This window comes from Micromonospora sp. WMMD1274 (assembly GCF_049179035.1).
GTDB lineage: Bacteria > Actinomycetota > Actinomycetes > Mycobacteriales > Micromonosporaceae > Micromonospora > Micromonospora tulbaghiae.
In genome coordinates this window covers 2,862,174-2,877,912 of sequence record NZ_JBMHMG010000001.1, presented here as the reverse complement: position 1 = coordinate 2,877,912, position 15,739 = coordinate 2,862,174, and the positions used below count along the sequence as shown (strand labels likewise).

The following is a 15,739-nucleotide window of genomic DNA, read 5'->3' as shown; positions in this document are numbered from 1 at the left end:
TGACCTCGGGTTCCGTATCGTGGTCCACCGACCGCCGGGCGATGACCCCCGATCGACCGGAGGGTCGGCGGAGAGTTGTCATACCCCGGCGATACAGCTGGACTCGATCCGACGCAGCGAGGGGGGAACCCGTGTCGGTCACCGACGAGACGCGTGCGGAACGGACCGGGGGGCAACCGCCCGAGCCGCCACCGCGCGATGCGGCGTTCGAGAAGACACCACCCCAGGACGTCGCCGCCGAGCAGTGCGTACTCGGCGGCATGCTGCTCTCCAAGGACGCCATCGCGGACGTCGTGGAGATCCTGAAGACCAACGACTTCTACCGCCCGGTCCACGCCACCATCTTCGACGCGATCCTGGACATCTACGGGCGCGGCGAACCCGCCGACCCGATCACCGTGGCGGCAGCGCTCGCCGACTCCGGCGACCTCGCCCGCATCGGCGGCGCCCCCTACCTGCACACGCTCATCGCCAGCGTGCCCACCGCCGCGAACGCCGCCTACTACGCCCGCATCGTCGGCGAACGAGCGGTGCTCCGCCGGCTGGTCGAGGCCGGCACCCGGATCGTGCAGCTCGGCTACGGCACCGGCCCGAGCGGCAGCCGCGACGTCGACGACATCGTCGACCTCGCCCAGCAGGCCGTCTACGAGATCACCGAGAAGCGCGTCAGCGAGGACTTCGCCGTCCTGGCCGACATGCTCCAGCCGACGCTCGACGAGATCGAGGCGGTCGGCGCCCAGGGCGGGGTGATGACGGGTGTGCCGACCGGCTTCACCGACCTCGACCGCCTGCTCAACGGCCTGCACGCCGGCCAACTTATTATCGTGGCCGGCCGGCCCGGTCTCGGTAAGGCGCTCGCACTCGACACGCCGCTGCCCACCCCGCAGGGCTGGACCACCATGGGTGAGGTGCGCATCGGCGAGCAGCTCCTCGCCGCGGACGGCACTCCGACGACGATCACCAACGTCTTCGACGTGATGTACGACCGCCCCTGCTACGAGGTCGAGTTCTCCGACGGAAGCGTCATCGTGGCGGACGCCGAGCACCTGTGGAAGACCACCACACGGGCCAGCCGGCGCCAGCCGGAGGCACGCCGGCGGCACCACTGGGCCGAGCCGGCGCTGGCGAAGGTACGGGCAGCCGAGGCGGCCGCATCCACCGAACCGCACCGGCTGGTCACTCTCGCGGAGACCCTGGATCAGGTCGGCCCGGAATTCCGCAACGCGCTCCACGCGGTGGCGCAGACGGTGGGTTCCAACGGCCGGGTCGCCCGACCGGTGACCCGGGCCGGCAAGACACGCAACTGGACGGCTCCGGGCTACCCGGTGGGCGCGTTGATCTCCGGCCTCCGTGCACGCGCGGAACGACCGGTGAACGCCGGCAGCCGTGCCGAGCACGACGGGATCGTCACGACGGCGCAGATCGCGGCCACGCTGCGTACCGAGACGGCCGACCGCCGTCTCAACCACGCCGTGCGGAACTGCGCGCCGCTCCGGCTTCCGGAACGCGATCTGGTCGTCCCCCCGTACACCCTTGGGGTGTGGCTCGGCGACGGGCACACCGGGGCCAGCCGCTTCACCACCGCGGACGCGGAGATGCTCGACCTCGTGGCCCAGGACGGCTTCCTGGTACGCCCGAGCGGCCCCATGGTCTACAGCGTGCATCTGCCCACACCGGCCAGGACGCCGGACCGCACCTGCGTCGACTGCGGCGGCTCCACCCGTGCCCTGCGGGAGAACCCCGGAACCCGCCGCTGCGCCGAGTGCCACGAGCGGAACGGCTCCTTCCTGGCCCTGCTCCGGCGAGTCGGGGTGGCCTACGACAAGCACATTCCGCGGGACTACCTCCGCGCCTCCGAAACACAGCGCCGGGCGTTGCTCGCCGGTCTCATGGACACCGACGGCACGGTGGCGCCGACCGGGAACCTGCAGTACACATCCACCTCGAGGCGCCTGATCGACGGCGTTCGGGAACTCGTCGTCAGCCTGGGACATCGGTGCACCATGACCGAGCGCAAGGTGTGCGGCCGGACCGAGGCATCGTCGATCGCATACACGCTGAACTTCTCCACCCCGGACACGGTCTTCCGGCTGGACCGGAAGCGCACCGCTCATGCGGCCCGACGCCGGACGTCCTCGGACGTCCGCTCCCACTCGCGGTTCATCGTGGACGTCCGTCCGGTGCCGAGCGTTCCGGTGCGTTGTGTGACTGTCGACAATCCCGACCATCTGTATCTGGCGGGCCGTTCGATGATCCCGACGCACAACAGCACGGCGAGCATGGACTTCGCCCGAAATGCAGCGATCCGCGCCAACCAGGCGTCGGCGATCTTCTCGCTGGAAATGAGCAAGGTCGAGATCGTCATGCGACTCCTCTCGGCCGAGGCGCGCGTGCCGCTGCACGTGTTGCGCAGCGGGCAGCTCTCCGACGACGACTGGACCAAGCTGGCCCGCTGCATGGGCGAGATCAGCGAGGCGCCGCTCTTCGTCGACGACACGCCGAGCATGAACCTGATGGAGATCCGGGCGAAGGCGCGGCGGCTCAAGCAGAAGCACGACCTGAAGCTGATCGTCGTCGACTATCTCCAGCTGATGACCTCACCGAAACGCACCGAGAGTCGGCAGCAGGAGGTCGCGGACCTGTCCCGTGGCCTGAAGCTGTTGGCGAAGGAAGTCGAGTGCCCGGTGATCGCGGTGAGCCAGCTGAACCGTGGCCCCGAGCAGCGTACCGACAAGCGGCCGCAATTGTCCGACCTGCGTGAATCTGGGTCGATTGAGCAAGATGCGGACGTTGTCATCCTTCTGCACCGCGACGACTACTACGACAAGGAGTCCCCGCGAGCGGGCGAGGCGGACTTCATAATCGCCAAGCACCGGAATGGCCCGACTGACACGGTGACGGTGGCGGCCCAGTTGCACCTGTCGCGCTTCGTGGACATGGCGATCGTATGATCACTGGTGGCCGCCGACTGACTCCCTCCGAGCAAGAGGAAATCATCAGCTGTGCGGCCACCGACGAGAGTCTCACTGCAATCGGCGCGCGCTACGGCGTCACGAGGCAGGCGATCCGGGCACTGCTCCGCCGCAACGGAGTGCCTCCGCGCCGTACCGGCACGTTGACGGACGCCCAGCGCAACCAGGTTCTGCACAGGTTTCTCGGCGGAGCGTCGCTCAGTCAGATCGCCGCTGAGTTCGGTGTCACCGCACCGGCGGTACGTGGCCTGCTCGCCCGCAGAGGGATCGAGATCCGGTCGGTGTCGCACGGTCTTCGACACGACGCCTTCGACAACTTCGATCCGGAAACCTGCTACTGGATCGGCTTTCTGTTCGCTGACGGGTGCGTCAGCTACCGGGCGCGTCACATCCCGCAGATTTCTGTCGGTCTCGCCGCGCGGGATCGTGAACACCTGGTCGCGCTCCGCAGCTTCCTGGGATGTGACAACAGCATCTCGGCGACCAGCCCGACCCACGGCTCCTGTCAGTTCTCCGTGCGGTCCCAGCGACTGGCCGACCGGCTCATCGAGTTGGGCCGGTATCAGCAGGTCGTCGACGAGCGGCTCGTCGGGTCACGCGACTTCTGGCGGGGCGTCGTCGACGGTGACGGCTCCCTCGGCATCTACAAGCGCCCCGCCCCGAGCACTCGTTCGCTCACCCAGTTCAGGTTGGTGGGACGCCAGCACGTGCTCGAAGCATTCGTGGCTTTCCTGAAGCGCAACGGCATCCACGGACTGTCGGTGCGACCGCACCGCAGCATCTTCACCGTGGGGACCACATGCGGGCCGGCCGAGCGGATAGCCCGGCTGCTCTACGAGACTGCCGTACCGGCTCTGGCCCGTAAGGCGGAGATCGCCACGCGCATGATCGCGCGCAGCGCGGAGCAGCCTGCCTTGAGCGGCGTCAGCCGAGCAGCGGGAACCATCCGGCTGCCTCGCCCAGCTCCAGCCGGTCCCGGTCGGTGAGCGGCACGCGCCCGGCGGCCTTCAGCAGGTAGTCGTGGTCGTCCCAGCCGGCCGGCCGTACCGCGTCGTCGCTGAGCAGGCCGTCCATCGTGGTCACCGCGACCCGCGTCGGGTCCGCCGCCGGTCGCGGCGCGTCCGGCAGGTCCACCACCAGGTCCAGGTGGTGGATGACCGCCTCGGTGGTCAGGGTGGCGAGCAGATGGAGTACGCGCAGCACGTGACCCTGCGTGGTCACGTACCCGTCGGGGTCGGCTGCGGTGGCCGCGCGGACGGCGGCGGGCGCGGTGTCGGTCCAGAGGCGGACCACTCCGGTGGGCCGGTCGAAGGCGGCGGCGGAGCGGCGGGCCCACCAGGCGTGCCCGGCGACCGCGTCGTCGTCGCCGGGCGTGAACGCGCGCCAGTAGCTGACGTCGTCCACGTCCGCCGGTCCGGGTGCGGGGCTGGCCAGGGCGACGAGCGCGCGCTGGGCGTCGCAGAGCACGTGGAAGAGCAGGTCGGCGACCAGCCAGCCGCGGCACCGGGTGGGCCGTTGCAGACCGGCGTCGTCGAGCGGGGTGACCACGGCGGTGATGCCGTCGTACGCCTGGGCCAGCGCCTCGTGCTGCCGGATCGGGCTCATGCCGAGCAGCCTGCCACGGTGTGGCAGGTGCGGCACGCCGACGAGCGCGCCGGGTCGATGCGGTGCACCGGCCCGGCGTGCGTGTTGTCGGCGGTCAGTCGAACAGTTCGCCGAGGAAGCCGTGCTTCTTCTTCCGGCGGTAGTGGCCGTGGTAGCCGTAGTGCTGCTGCTGGCTGTGGCCGTACGCGGGCTGCGCGTAGCCGTGGCCGGGCGGCGGCGGAGGGGGCGGGGGGACGGCGCCGTAGCCGGGCTGGTGCGGCGCGGCGGGCGGGGGCGGCGGGGGTGGCGGGTAGCCGGCACCGGCCGGCGCGGCCTGCTGCGGGGCGCCGCCGTGCTGCCGGTTCCAGTTGGCCTCGGCCTCGAACAGCTTCTCGAGCTCACCGCGGTCGAGGAAGATGCCCCGGCATTCGCCGCACTGGTCGATGACTACTCCGCTGCGCTCGTACTGGCGCATCTCTCCGCGGCATTTAGGACAGGTCATCTGCATGACAACGACGGTACCGGGTGTTTTCACGCGACGGCGGTCAGCGCCTGCGTCACCTCGTCGTCGGAGACCTCGTGGAAGTCCTCGTAGTACGCGCCGACGGCGGCGAAGTCGTGCGGGAGTTGGCAGCTCACGACCGTGTCGGCGTCGGCGGCGAGCATGTCGTACGCCTGCTCGGAGCCGACCGGGACGGCGACCAGGACGCGGGCGGCGCCGAGGTGGCGGGCGACCTGGACGGCGGCGCGGGCGGTGGCGCCGGTGGCGAGTCCGTCGTCCACGATGACGGCGGTGCGGCCGGTGAGGTCCAGCGGTGGGCGGCCGCCGCGGTAGCGCTGTTCGCGGCGTTCCAGTTCAGCCTGTTCGCGGCGGCGGACCTGGGCGCGGTCGTTCTCGCTGATCCGGCCGGCGACCATCTCGTTGAGGACCTGGACGCCGCCGGGGCCGAGTGCGCCGTACGCGACCTCGGGTGCCCAGGGCACGCCGAGTTTGCGGACGACGAGCACGTCCAGTGGTGCGCCGAGCCGGTCGGCGACCACCCGGGCGACGGGTACGCCGCCGCGGACCAGGCCGAGCACGATGACGTCGGGCCGGCCGGCGAGGTCGGTGAGTCGTTCGGCGAGTTCGCGTCCCGCCTCGGCCCGGTCGCGGTAGGTGGTCATCCCTCAGGTGTACGCCTTCCGGCGGGATCGCGCGGGGCGGTTGCCGGGAATGTCGCCGGGTCGTCCGGTCGGGTGAGCGCCAGTGCGGGGGCGAGGACGAGCAGGGCGGCCGGGTAGAGCAGGTACCCGAAGCGGGTGGAGGGCATCAGCAGGATCGCGGCGAGCAGCCCGTACCCGCAGATGAGGGCCGTGGCGGCGGCGGTGCGGGGCGGGCGGCGCAGCAGCCGGACGGCGATGGCTCCTCCGGCGGCGACGAGCAGCGCGGCGGCGACGGCGCGGCCGGCCGGGAGTGTCTCGGCGATCAGATGCCCGGGGAACGGTGACTGGGCGGGGCTGGTGACGAGGCCGTGGCCGAGCGGGAAGCGCAGGACGTTCTCGACGAGGGCGTCGCGGTCGACGAGCAGCACCGGGATCAGCGCGAGGACGGGCAGGCCGATGGCGCCGAGGGCGGTGCAGAGTGCGGCCCGGCGGGTGGCGGCCCAGAAGATCAGGACGACGGCGACCGGCCAGGCGAAGAGTTTGAGGGCGCCGGCGGCGCCGACCGCGAGGCCGGCCCGGCCGGGTCGTCCGGCGGCGGCGAGCGCGAGGGCGAGCAGGCAGAGCGCGAGTACGGGCAGGTCGTCGCCGCCGGTGGCGAGGGTGAGCGCGCAGACGGGCAGGACGGTGGCGGCCTGGACGGCGCGCAGTACGGCGGCGTCGCGGCGGGGCGCGGACGGGCTGCCGCTTGTGCGCAGGGTGGCGACGAGGGCGACGAGGGTGAGCGCGGTGACCAGGGCGAACCAGACGCGGGAGTCGGTCCACCAGGCGTCGACGGCGGCTCGGGGCAGCCCGAACAGCGCCATGCCGGGCTGGTAGGGGGTGTAGCCGAGGAGTTGTTCGCCGGGGGGCAGGGCGGCGATGGCGTCGGGTCCGAGGTAGGGGGTGCCGTGCTCGGCGAGGCGGGCGCCGGCGTGTTCGACCACGATCACCTCCTCCTGGGCGCGGTCGGTGCGTCCGCCGGCGCGTTCGACGCTCTGCGTGACGATCGGCAGCAGCGCGGTGGCGGCCCAGGTGAGACCGGCGACGGTCCACCGTGCGGGCAGGCCGGCCAGGGGTGTGCCGGGGTGGCGGCGGCGGGCGAGCAGTTGGGTGGTCGCGGCGAGTGTGGCGAGCGCGTACCCGATGGTGGCGACTGTGCCCCAGGCGCGGTGCGGCGGGAGTGTGGAGGTGGCGGCGGTGATCGCGGCGAAGACGGTGGCGGCGGCGTAGAGGCCCAGGTCGAGGGCGAGGCCGCCGGCGGCGGTGTCGAGTGCCGACCAGCGGCGGGAGACGGGGGTTGCCGGGTCGGCGTGGGCGGTCACGCGGGCCAGTGTGGCAGACCGGCGGGGTGGCCCGGCCGGGTCAGGGTTGCCGGGCGTCGGTGGCGGCGGGGGGCGACGGGCGGGTGCGTCCGGTGCGGCGGCCGGGGAGGCGGATGACGGCGCCGGCGTCGTGCAGCGCGGGTGCGAGCGCGCCGGTCCGGCCGCCGTGGCCGCGCTGGAGGGCGGCGAGCAGCGCGGCGGCGGGCAGCGGGCGGGCGAACAGGTGGCCCTGCCCGGCGGCGCAGCCGAGTTCCCAGAGCGCGCGGCGTTGCGGTTCGCTCTCCACGCCCTCGGCGACCACCGTGAGGTCGAGGCTGCGGCCGAGGTCGAGGGTGGAGCGGATCACGGCGGCGGCTTCGGGTGCGGTCTCCATGGCGCCGACGAAGCTGCGGTCGATCTTCAGTTCGTGTACGGGGATGCGGGAGAGCAGGGAGAGCGACGAGTAGCCGGTGCCGAAGTCGTCGAGTGCCAGCCGGACGCCGGAGTCACGGAGGCGGCTGAGTACGCGGTCGACCACGTCGAGCTGGCTGAGCGTGAGCGTCTCGGTCAGTTCCAGCACGAGCCGGTCCGGCGGGAGGTCGTGGGCGCGCAGCCGGGCCAGCACCGCGCCGGGGAAGCGAGCGTCGAGCAGGCTGCGTGGGGACACGTTGACCGAGACGGGCAGGTCGAAGCCGGCGTCGCGCCAGGAGCCGGCGGCGATGAGCGCCTGGTCGAGGATCGCCTCGGCGAACGCGGGGAGCAGCCCGGAGCGTTCCACCGCTTCGAGGAAGCGCAGTGGGTCGATGAGCCCGTGGGTGGGGTGGTGCCAGCGGGCCAGGGCTTCGGCGCCGATCACCTCGCCGCCGGCCAGGTCGACGATGGGCTGGAAGTTGACCGTGAACTCGTGGTCGGCGACGGCGCGGGGCAGTTCGCCGCCGAGGGTGAGCCGGCTCAGGTCGGCGGTGTCGCGGGCCGGCGCGTACGTGGCGACGCGTTGGCCGGCGCGTTTGGCCTGGTACATGGCCACGTCGGCGCGGCGCAGCAGTTCCGCCATGCCGCCGGTGGCGGGGGCGACGGCGATGCCGCCGCTGGCCTCCACGCTGATCCGCATGCCGTCGAGGTCCAGCGGGTCGTGCAGCGCGGCGAGCAGGGCCTCGGCGCGGTGGGCGGCGACGGCCGGGGCGGGCAGGCCGCGCAGGAGTACGGCGAACTCGTCGCCGCCGAGCCGGGCGACCAGGTCGTCGGGGCGGGCCGCGTCGCGCAGCCGTTCGGCGACCTGGATCAGCACCCGGTCACCGGCGCCGTGCCCGAGGGTGTCGTTGACCTCCTTGAAGTGGTTGAGGTCGATCAGAACCAGGGCGGTGACGCCGTCGGCGTGCCGGGTGGTGAGCTGGGCGCTGCCCTCGTCGAGCAGGTGCCGTCGGTTGGACAGGCCGGTGAGGGCGTCGTGGGTGGCGGCGTAGGCGTGGTCCTCGGCGATGCGGGCGAGTTCGGCGTACGCCTGGGCGTTGCGGACCGCCGTGCAGAGGGCGGAGGCGAAGGTACGCAGGGTGTACTGCTCGCGTTCGGAGAGTTCGACCGGGCCGGCGAACCGGAGCCGCAGCACGCCGACGTCGTCGGTGCGGTTGTGGCCCTCCAGCGGGACCGGCATGACCTGACCGTCGACGGCGCTGGGCTGCGGGGTTGTTCCGTCGTACGCGATGTCGGTGCCGTTGCCCCGGACGGTGCGATCGCCGTCGCGCAGCTCGATCTCGACCTCGTCGGCGGAGAAGAGTTCGCTGGCCTCGGTGACCGCGGTGGTGAGCACCTGGTCGAGGTCGACGACGTTGAGGGCGTCGGTGGCGCGGGCCAGGCGTTGCCATGCCTGCTGTTCGGTGCGGGTACGGATCCGGGCGGAGTAGGCCAGGTGCAGGCTGAGGACGAGCGGTGGCACGGCGAGCAGCAATCGGGGGTCGGCTCGGAGGATGAGCACTGTGCACGCGGCGACGAGGAATCGGACCGCGAAGCCGGCGACCCGCAGGTCGAGGTCGGTGTGGAACTGGCGGATGACGGGTGTTCCGGATGCCAGCGCGATGACCGGAATCGCGAGTACGTCGTCGAGCACCGCCGCCACCAGGTAGACGACTCCCAGCAGCAGCACGATGTGGAGCGGCTCGCGGGGCGGCCACGCCTCGCCGAGCAGCAGGATGACGAGAGTGCTGCCCCCGGCGACCAACGTGTGCTTCGCGACGCCGAATGCGGTCTTGATGGGAGCGAGTCGCGTGACTGATCCGCAGGCCACGCCGATGCCGGTTGCCAGAATCAGCCAGGAGGCCGGCGCGACGGCGAGACCGATGACGATCACCGTCTCGACCCAGGCGAAGGCCACTGTGGTCGACCGGATCCGCACCGGGGTCTTGATGATCGTGGCCAGGGCGACCGTCACTACCAGGGTCGTGACGGTTACGAGGTCACGAACGGAGTCCGGTGGCTGCCTCCAGACGGCGATCAGCGCGGCGAGCGCGACGAACGCCGCGCAGACGCTCAAGGCGTACACGAGTGCGCGCAGCGGAGGTTCGACGGCTTGTCGGCCGTCCGCTGTTCGGCTCAACCGGCATCACCCGCCGCTCACCGTCGGAATGCGATGAGCGGCAGCCTACCCCTTCGCCGGGAATATGAGAACTCTCAGTTCCATTCGGTGCTGCGCATTTGTTGTCCCTCCTCGGATATCGAGCGGGTCGTGGTTGCCGATGACCAAAGGGTTCGTCAGTTCCATTCGGTGCTGCGCATTGTCACGACCCTCCTCGCACATCTCTCTCGGCGCTTTGTGGCGCCCCCTGTCATGGAAGAGCAGGTTAGAGTGCTGGAAGGGAGATAAGAAAGCATTAATGTCGGTATGCGCAATATAAGTAACTATTGCCGGTTAAATGACGTTCTGTCCACGAGCGGTGTGCGGAGCGGAGCCGATCATCTCCCTCATGTACCCGCGTGGTCGCTCAGCGCCATGGGAATGGGCTGGGATTCTTACGTCGCCTGTAGCGTCGTCGCGGCGGCGGAACATTACAACCGTGCTTTCTGGCGGCTTCTCCAGTCGAGTCGGACGAGGGTCGGCAATGCCTCTTGACGGCGGGGCAACGGCTCTGTGACAAATCGATTACGCTGCGGCCTGGCGTGGACAGGAGCCGACTGAGGCTGGAACAGCAGCATGCAAATCCAAGTTGTCGGTGGTCTGGCGGTGCGGCTGGGCGCGGCCGACCTGTCGCTTGGAACACCCAAGCAGCAGTTGGTGCTGGCGCTCCTGGTCGTGCGGGCCAACCAGCTGGTCCCGCTGCACGACCTGGTGGACGAGCTGTGGCCCGACGGTCCACCCCGCTCCGCGATCGCCAACGTCCGGACGTACGCCGCCAATCTGCGCCGGAGCCTCGACTCGTGCGCGGACGACAGGCTCAGGATCGTCCGTGAACCAGGTGGCTACCGGCTTCTCACCGACGAGAGCCTGATCGACCTGCACCGGGTCACCGGGCGCTGGCGCCACGCCCGAGGGCTGATGCGAGCGGGAGAACCACGCGGGCGATCCCGTTGCTCGAGGACGTCGTCCGCGACGCGGCGCCGCTGCTCGCGGGACTGACGCTGGGGCCGGCGCTGACCGCGCGGCGAGAGTCCGTGAGCCAGGAGCGCCGAGCAGCGCTGGAATTGCTGGCGGAGGCACATCTCAGCCTGGGACGCCCGGAATCGGCCGTGTCGTTGCTGCGAGACGAGGTCTCGCACGAGCCGCTGTGGGAACGAGCGCAGTGCCTCCTGATGCGTGCCCTCCTCGCGGCCGGTGACGCGGGGGGCGCGCTGGCCGTCTACCGTGCCGCGCGCGAGGCACTGACCGATCAACTGGGGATGCCACCCAGCGAGGAGATGGAGCGACTTCGAAACGCGGCCACCCGTGCGCGACGCCGGATTCCGGAATCGGCGCGCGAGGTGGAGACGATCGGGAGTGGTGCTCGTAAGCGCAATTGGTTGCCGCGAACGGTGATGAATTTCGTCGGCCGGGAGGAAATGGTCGATCGATTGTTGTGCGAAGTGCGCGAGGCGTCCGGGCAGGGTCCGACGATCCGCGTGATCGACGGCATGGCGGGCTGCGGCAAGACGACTCTCGCCCTGCACGTGGCCTCCCGGTCGGCCGAGCGCTTCCCCGACGGGCAGCTCTTCGTCGACCTGCGGGGACACAGCGCGCGAACACGGATGCGTCCGGCGATGGCACTGGAAACGTTGCTTCGCCAACTGGGCGTGCCGGCCGGCCGGATACCCATGGAACTGCCCGATCGGCAGGAGATGTGGCGACGCCAGCTGGCCACGCGTTCCGTGCTTGTGGTGCTCGACAACGCCGCCGACAGCCGGCAGGTCGAACCGCTGCTGCCCGTCTCCGGATCGGCCGCGGTGCTCGTCACCAGCCGGCGACGTCTACTGGCGCTCACCGAACGACCGCCGGTGTCTCTCACCGTCCTCTCCGAGGCCGAGGCGCTCGAACTGCTCGACACCCTCATCGGGGGCGGGCGGGTGGAGGCCGATCCGGAGGCCGCACGCCGACTGGTCGGCATCTGCGGCTGCCTGCCTCTCGCTGTCGGACTGGCCGGCACCCGGCTGGCGCACCGCCCCGACTGGCGGATCTCCGACCTCGTCGACAGATTGAGCCACAGGTCGATGTTCCTCCCTGGTCTTCGTGCCGAGGCGCGCAGCCTGATGGAGGCGTTCGCCGAGTCGTACGAGCCACTCGACGAGGCGTGCCGGAAAGGTTTCCGATCATTCGGCCTGGCGGCCGGAAACCACCTCGACACCGCGATGGTGGCAGCCCTCACCGATCTCCCTCTGCGGGACGCGGCCGACGTTCTCGACGAACTGGTGGACCGCCACCTCGTGCAGGAGACCTCGGCCGGCCGCTATCGCCTGCACGACCTGATGAGGCGTTACGCCGCCGAGCTGGCCCGCCAGGAGGGCGAGTCGACGGCCAGGCGATCAGCCGTCGAGAACCTGCTGGATCATGTGCTGCACTCGGTGGTGCGGGCGTCGGCGTCGATCGAGGACGGCCGCGTACTCGCACAGCACCTACGGCTCGCGGAACCGCGTCGACCGGATCTGCTCGCGGGACGCGTCAACCGCGACCTGGACTGGCTGGAGGAGCAGCGGCCGAACCTGGACGCGTTCATCCGTCAGGCGGCTGACGAGGGTCATGAACCGATGGCGTGGCGGCTGGCTCGCGCCAGTTGGCGGTTCTTCTACATCCGCGGCTACTTCGACGACATATCGGCCACGAACGGGGTGGGTCTCGTCGCGGCGCAGCGGTGCGGGGACCGGCACGCCGTGGCCCTCATGCACAACTACCTCGCCTCGGCGTGCGTACGCACCGGCGCCTACCAGGACGCCTCCGCGCACCTGCACGAGGTCGTGTCGATCCTCACCGGGCTCGGCGACGAACCGGGCGCACAGCGGGCGCGGTTCAACCTCGGTGCCGTGCACTGGCTGACCGGGCGACTCCACCAGTCGCTCGAAGCCAGCCGCGAGACGCTGCGCAGCAGTGTGCGGGAAACCCTTCCGGTTCTGCCCAACCTGGGCCTCACGCTTCGCCACCTCGGCCGTCATGAGGAGTCGATGGCGGTTCACCGGCTCCATCTCTTCGTCGCCCGTATCAAGCACGACCCGTTCCACATGTCGAACGCACTGGGGCATCTCGGTGGCGTCAGATACCGCCTGGGGCAGAACGCGGCGGCGGAGCGCCTGCTCCGAGCCTCGCTCGCGCTCCGGGACCGCACCGGCAACGGCTTCGCCCGCGCCGAGACGCTCAGCGACCTCGCCGGCACCTACCGGCAACTCGGCCGCTACGAGGACGCGCTGCGGCACCACGAGGCGGCCATCGAGGCCGCCGCCGCCTCCGGGGAGCGGCATGTCCAGGCGCAGGCACGTAACGAGCTGGCCGTCACCCTGGGCGTCACGGGGAGGGCCGACGAGGCCGTTCTCGTCTTCGAAGAAGCGCTCGCCATCGCCACCCGGATCGGCCACCCGTACGAGCAGGCCCGCGCCCTCGACGGCCTAGCCGGACATCTGGTGGAGAAGAGACCGACCGAAGCGCGACGCTACCGGCAGCGCGCGTTGGCGATCTTCGAGCGGATGGGTGCGCCCGAGCGCCACGATCTGCGCCGACAGCTCGGCGAGACGCCGGCCTGAACCGGCTTATCGATTTCTTATCGCGGCGTTCGTTAGCGTCCCTGGCATCGGCCACGGGGTGGGTCCACCGTCCGAGCGGACCCGGCCGAACGAGGCCCCCACCGTCAGTTCCCCCCAGCGAATCGGCGGTGGGCAGGTGAGGGAGGAGCGTCGTGCACCGGCACCCGACACGACGCTCCTCCCCGCCGCAGGCCGGGGCACCCGCGGCGTCGTACCCGGCGGATAGGGTCGGGCCGTGACCGAACCCGCGCAGCTCACCCACGTCGACCCGGCCGGTGCGGCCCGGATGGTCGACGTCTCCGCCAAGCCGGTCTCGGGCCGGCTCGCGGTCGCCGCCGGCCGCCTCCGCACCACCGCCGAGGTGGTGGACCTGCTGCGCCGCGACGGCCTGCCCAAGGGCGACGCGCTGGCCGTCGGCCGGCTCGCCGGCATCATGGGGGCCAAGCGCACGCCCGACCTGATCCCGCTGTGCCACCCGATCGCGCTGCACGGCGTCACCGTCGACCTGGAGCTCACCGCCGACACGGTGGAGATCACGGCTACGGCGAAGACCGCCGACCGCACGGGCGTCGAGATGGAGGCGCTGACCGCGGTGGCGGTCGCCGGCCTCGCCCTGGTCGACATGGTGAAGGCGGTCGACCCGGCCGCGTCGGTGGACGCCGTGCGGGTGCTCCGCAAGGAGGGCGGCAAGACCGGCGAGTGGGTCCGGCCGGAGGACCGGCCGTGATCCGGGCCCGGGTGATCGTGGCGTCCAACCGGGCCGCCGCCGGGGTGTACGAGGACACCAGCGGCCCGCTGCTCGTGACCGGGCTGCGCGAGCTGGGGTGCGAGGTCGACGCGCCGGTGGTCGTGCCGGACGGCGAACCGGTCGGTGACGCCCTGCGCGCGGCCCGCGCCGACGGCGTCGACGTGGTGCTGACCAGCGGTGGCACCGGCATCACCCCGACCGATCGCACGCCCGACGTGACGCGCGCGCTGCTCGACTACGAGATCCCCGGCATCGCCGAGGCGATCCGCGCGCACAGCCGCGACACCGTGCCGACGGCGGCGTTGTCCCGAGGGCTGGCCGGGGTGACCGGCCGGACGCTCGTGGTCAACCTGCCCGGCTCGCGGGGTGGTGCCCGGGACGGCCTGGCCGTGCTCGGGCCGATCCTGCGGCACGCCGTCGACCAGCTTCGCGGCGGCGACCACTGAACCCGCGAGACACGTGCCCCGGCGCTAGGCTCGCCGGATGAGCACGGAAACCGAAGCCGCCACGGCCGAGGCGGGCACGCCACCCCCGGCCGGGTGGGAGGAGGCCCGCTCCCGGGTGTACGCGGTGGGCCTGTCCGCCGCGCTTCCCGCGGTCGCCCGTCCGCTGGCCGAGGCCGACGGGCACACCCTGGCCGAGCCGCTGACCACACGTACCGACCTGCCCGCGTTCCCGACCTCCAGCGTGGACGGCTGGGCGGTGCGCGGCCCGGGGCCGTGGCGGGTTGTCGGGCGGGTGCTCGCCGGGCACACCGCGCCTCCGTTGGAGGCCGACGGCAGCACGGTGGAGATCGCCACCGGCGCGATGGTTCCCGAGGGCACGACGGCGATCCTGCGGATCGAGGAGTCGACGCGTACGGCGGACGGCCTGGTGTCCGGCACACCCCGCACGGCGCCGGAGTGGCGGGAGCCGGGCGAGGAGGCGTGCCTCGGGGAGGAACTGCTGCCCGCCGGCACCCCCGTGGACCCGGCGGTGATGGGCCTGGCCGCCTCCTGCGGGCTCGACACGCTGCGGGTCCGCCGCCCACCCCGGGCCGCGCTGCTGGTCTTCGGCGACGAACTGCTCACCTCCGGTCCGCCCGGTGCGGGCCGGGTCCGTGACGCGCTCGGTCCGTCGGTGCCGGCCTGGCTGCGCCGCTACGGCTGCCAGGTGCGTGCGGCCGACGTGGTCGGCCCGGTCGCCGACACGCTGCCCGCGCACGTGGCGGCGCTGCGGGGTGCGCTCGCCAACGCCGACCTGGTCTGCACCACCGGCGGCACCATGCACGGTCCGGTCGACCACCTGCACCCGACGCTGGAGGCGCTCGGCGCCGACTACGTGGTGAACACCGTGGCGGTGCGTCCCGGTTTCCCGATGCTGCTCGCCCGGCTGGTGGACGGCGACGGGCGGGTGCGGTTCGTGGCCGGCCTGCCCGGCAACCCGCAGTCAGCGGTGGTGGCGCTCGTGTCGCTCGTCGCGCCCCTGCTCGCCGGTCTCACCGGCCGGCCGATGCCGGTGCTGCCGCACGTGACGCTCGCCGAGCCGATTCCCGGGCGTGGCGACTACACCCATCTGGCGCTGGCCCGCTGGGACCGCGTCGCCGGCACCGCGTACCCGGTGCGGCACGTCGGCTCGGCGATGCTGCGAGGGCTGGCCGGCGCGGACGGGTTCGCGGTCATCCGGCCCGGCACCAGCGGCGCGGCCGGCGACCGGGTGCCGCTCGTGCCGCTGCCACTGACCCCCGGGGAGCGATTCGGGTGAGCGCGACGAACGAGCCGACG

General features: G+C 71.8%; 12 protein-coding genes. 7 read left to right on the top strand and 5 right to left on the bottom strand.

What is annotated here, in order from left to right:
- Window positions 1-131: 131 nt before the first annotated feature.
- Both dnaB and ACN27D_RS13245 read left to right on the top strand, forming a co-directional pair.
- On the top strand, window positions 132-2,951 hold the full coding sequence (gene dnaB / locus ACN27D_RS13250; RefSeq protein ID WP_421499197.1) for a replicative DNA helicase: 2,820 nt from the start codon (window positions 132-134) through the stop codon (window positions 2,949-2,951).
- Window positions 2,948-3,958: a hypothetical protein gene (locus tag ACN27D_RS13245; RefSeq protein ID WP_421499196.1), complete on the top strand. Its 1,011-nt coding sequence runs from the start codon at window positions 2,948-2,950 to the stop codon at window positions 3,956-3,958. The genes dnaB and ACN27D_RS13245 overlap by 4 nt, the downstream gene beginning before the upstream one ends.
- Here ACN27D_RS13245 and ACN27D_RS13240 read toward each other — a convergent pair.
- From ACN27D_RS13240 to ACN27D_RS13220, 5 genes are all read right to left on the bottom strand, one after another.
- Entirely contained in the window at window positions 3,897-4,577 is a 681-nt protein-coding gene (locus tag ACN27D_RS13240) for a maleylpyruvate isomerase N-terminal domain-containing protein (RefSeq protein WP_421499195.1), read from the bottom strand. The genes ACN27D_RS13245 and ACN27D_RS13240 overlap by 62 nt on opposite strands.
- Before the next feature lie 94 nt (window positions 4,578-4,671).
- Entirely contained in the window at window positions 4,672-5,064 is a 393-nt protein-coding gene (locus ACN27D_RS13235) for a zf-TFIIB domain-containing protein (protein ID WP_120572543.1), read from the bottom strand.
- A gap of 23 nt (window positions 5,065-5,087) precedes the next feature.
- Window positions 5,088-5,720 carry a phosphoribosyltransferase gene (locus ACN27D_RS13230; RefSeq protein WP_364807686.1) on the bottom strand — a complete coding sequence of 211 codons (633 nt, stop codon included), beginning with the start codon at window positions 5,718-5,720 and terminating at the stop codon, window positions 5,088-5,090.
- Entirely contained in the window at window positions 5,717-7,060 is a 1,344-nt protein-coding gene (locus ACN27D_RS13225) for a glycosyltransferase 87 family protein (protein WP_421499194.1), read from the bottom strand. Before ACN27D_RS13225 ends, ACN27D_RS13230 begins: the two co-directional genes overlap by 4 nt.
- Before the next feature lie 40 nt (window positions 7,061-7,100).
- Window positions 7,101-9,629, bottom strand: a complete 2,529-nt coding sequence (locus ACN27D_RS13220; protein ID WP_421499193.1) for a putative bifunctional diguanylate cyclase/phosphodiesterase — start codon at window positions 9,627-9,629, stop codon at window positions 7,101-7,103.
- Window positions 9,630-10,223: 594 nt separating this feature from the next.
- On the opposite strand from ACN27D_RS13220, the gene ACN27D_RS13215 reads away from it, so the two are divergent.
- The 5 genes from ACN27D_RS13215 to ACN27D_RS13195 all read left to right on the top strand — a co-directional run bounded on the left by ACN27D_RS13215 (window position 10,224) and on the right by ACN27D_RS13195 (window position 15,719).
- Entirely contained in the window at window positions 10,224-10,646 is a 423-nt protein-coding gene (locus tag ACN27D_RS13215) for an AfsR/SARP family transcriptional regulator (RefSeq protein ID WP_421499192.1), read from the top strand.
- Window positions 10,598-13,228 (top strand): ATP-binding protein, encoded by a 2,631-nt coding sequence (locus ACN27D_RS13210; RefSeq protein WP_421499191.1) that lies wholly within the window; start codon window positions 10,598-10,600, stop codon window positions 13,226-13,228. The genes ACN27D_RS13215 and ACN27D_RS13210 overlap by 49 nt, the downstream gene beginning before the upstream one ends.
- Window positions 13,229-13,463: 235 nt before the next feature.
- The gene (gene moaC, locus ACN27D_RS13205; protein WP_252451841.1) at window positions 13,464-13,955 is read left to right on the top strand and encodes a cyclic pyranopterin monophosphate synthase MoaC; all 492 of its coding nucleotides are present in this window, start codon (window positions 13,464-13,466) and stop codon (window positions 13,953-13,955) included.
- Window positions 13,952-14,422 carry a MogA/MoaB family molybdenum cofactor biosynthesis protein gene (locus tag ACN27D_RS13200; protein ID WP_013477514.1) on the top strand — a complete coding sequence of 157 codons (471 nt, stop codon included), beginning with the start codon at window positions 13,952-13,954 and terminating at the stop codon, window positions 14,420-14,422. Before moaC ends, ACN27D_RS13200 begins: the two co-directional genes overlap by 4 nt.
- Before the next feature lie 37 nt (window positions 14,423-14,459).
- Entirely contained in the window at window positions 14,460-15,719 is a 1,260-nt protein-coding gene (locus ACN27D_RS13195; protein WP_421499190.1) for a molybdopterin molybdotransferase MoeA, read from the top strand.
- The last annotated feature ends 20 nt before the right edge of the window (window positions 15,720-15,739 follow it).

What these genes read in the sequence shown, in the direction of transcription:
- ACN27D_RS13230 (WP_364807686.1), bottom strand. Translation starts at nt 5,720, where the DNA reads ATGACCACCTACCGCGACCGGGCCGAGGCGGGACGCGAACTCGCCGAA.
- ACN27D_RS13245 (WP_421499196.1), top strand. Translation starts at nt 2,948, where the DNA reads ATGATCACTGGTGGCCGCCGACTGACTCCCTCCGAGCAAGAGGAAATC.
- ACN27D_RS13235 (WP_120572543.1), bottom strand. Translation starts at nt 5,064, where the DNA reads ATGCAGATGACCTGTCCTAAATGCCGCGGAGAGATGCGCCAGTACGAG.
- ACN27D_RS13240 (WP_421499195.1), bottom strand. Translation starts at nt 4,577, where the DNA reads ATGAGCCCGATCCGGCAGCACGAGGCGCTGGCCCAGGCGTACGACGGC.
- ACN27D_RS13215 (WP_421499192.1), top strand. Translation starts at nt 10,224, where the DNA reads ATGCAAATCCAAGTTGTCGGTGGTCTGGCGGTGCGGCTGGGCGCGGCC.
- ACN27D_RS13195 (WP_421499190.1), top strand. Translation starts at nt 14,460, where the DNA reads ATGAGCACGGAAACCGAAGCCGCCACGGCCGAGGCGGGCACGCCACCC.